The following is a 1,280-nucleotide window of genomic DNA, read 5'->3' as shown; positions in this document are numbered from 1 at the left end:
CGCCCTCGCGGTCGATGATCTCCAGGGCGCAGGCGAGCATCCGTGCGCGGCTCAGCTTCCCGTCGGCGTGCTGCCCGGGGTCCTGGACGGCCCGGTCGGCCGCGGGCTGAACCGCGGCCCGGTCGGCCGGGGGCTGAACCATGGCGGTCCTTCCTGTTGCTCGGGGTCACCGGGTGCGAACGCGAAGTTCGTAGACCTACGGTGTAGTAGCCATCCTACTCCCGGACTCTGCTGTAGGCATACGATGTAGAGCCTTGTTGAGCACGCCGTGCTCCTGCCGTGGCCGCCCGAATCACGGAACACGTCGGCGTCGACCGGCTGCACGCCCTCTCCACCTCGCCATCGACATCGCCCGCCGCGACGGTCAGCGAGGGGCGAGGAGGCAGAACTCGTTGCCCTCCGGGTCGACCAGGATCCTCCAGGAGATTGCGGACTGGTCGATCCCCGGGTCGGTGGCGCCCAGGGTGCGCAGTCGGGCTTCCTCCGCCGCCAGGTCGTGACCGAGGTAGGGAGCGATGTCGAGGTGGACGCGGTTCCACCCGCTCTTGGTGTCGGGGGTGCGCACGAACTCCAGGTAGGGGCCGACACCTTGGGCGGAGCGCAGGGAGGCGTGGTCGTCGGCGGCCTCGTGCACCGTCCAGTCCGTCGCCTCGCCCCAGAACCGGGCCATCGCGCGCGGGTCGGCGCAGTCGACCACCACCGCGGCGATCGGCCCGGTGTCCCGGTAGACGGGGCGCGGTTCCAGGACGCAGAACTCGTTGCCCTCCGGGTCTGCCATGACCGTCCAGGGGACATCGCCCTGGCCCACGTCGGCGAGCGTCGCGCCGAGGTCCTTCAGGCGCGCGACCAGCTCCGCCTGGTGGGCGGCCGAGGTGGTGGCCAGGTCGAGGTGCACCCGGTTCTTCACCGTCTTGGGTTCGGGGCGGGTGATGATGTCGATGCAGACGGCCGCGGGGTCGGGGTAGTCGAAGCCCACGGGTTCCAGGTTCGTCACGCCGGGCCCCTCGCTGTCGACACCCCACCCGAGTGCCTCCGCCCAGAACCTGCCGAGCGCGGAGTCGTCCTGGGCCTTCATGTTGATCTGCACGAGTCTTGTCGCCATGCGGCAGATCCTAGAAGCTGCCGAGCCCCGGGCCACCGGAATTTCCCGGTCAACCGCACCCACGCCCCGGTCAACGACATGCTCCGCGACGGCTTCCACCAGGACGCGGTCCACACCGGCGCGCGCCCCGTACCGGCCGAACTCGCTGGACGGCGGCTGCCCCTTTCTCGCGGGCGCC

At 70.8% G+C, this 1,280-nt stretch carries 1 protein-coding gene; it reads right to left on the bottom strand.

The features are described 5' to 3' along the window. Nucleotides 1–364 precede the first annotated feature (364 nt). Nucleotides 365–1,102: a VOC family protein gene (locus IE329_RS39860; RefSeq protein WP_190215963.1), complete on the bottom strand. Its 738-nt coding sequence runs from the start codon at nt 1,100–1,102 to the stop codon at nt 365–367. Nucleotides 1,103–1,280 lie beyond the last annotated feature (178 nt).

Origin of the sequence: Kitasatospora indigofera (assembly GCF_014655955.1) — a bacterium.
In the GTDB taxonomy this organism is placed as follows: domain Bacteria; phylum Actinomycetota; class Actinomycetes; order Streptomycetales; family Streptomycetaceae; genus Kitasatospora; species Kitasatospora indigofera.
This window is presented reverse-complemented; position numbering and strand designations above follow the sequence as displayed.

Bases quoted from the DNA above. Each gene is read 5' to 3' on its own strand.
- IE329_RS39860 (WP_190215963.1), bottom strand. From the start codon at position 1,102: ATGGCGACAAGACTCGTGCAGATCAACATGAAGGCCCAGGACGACTCC.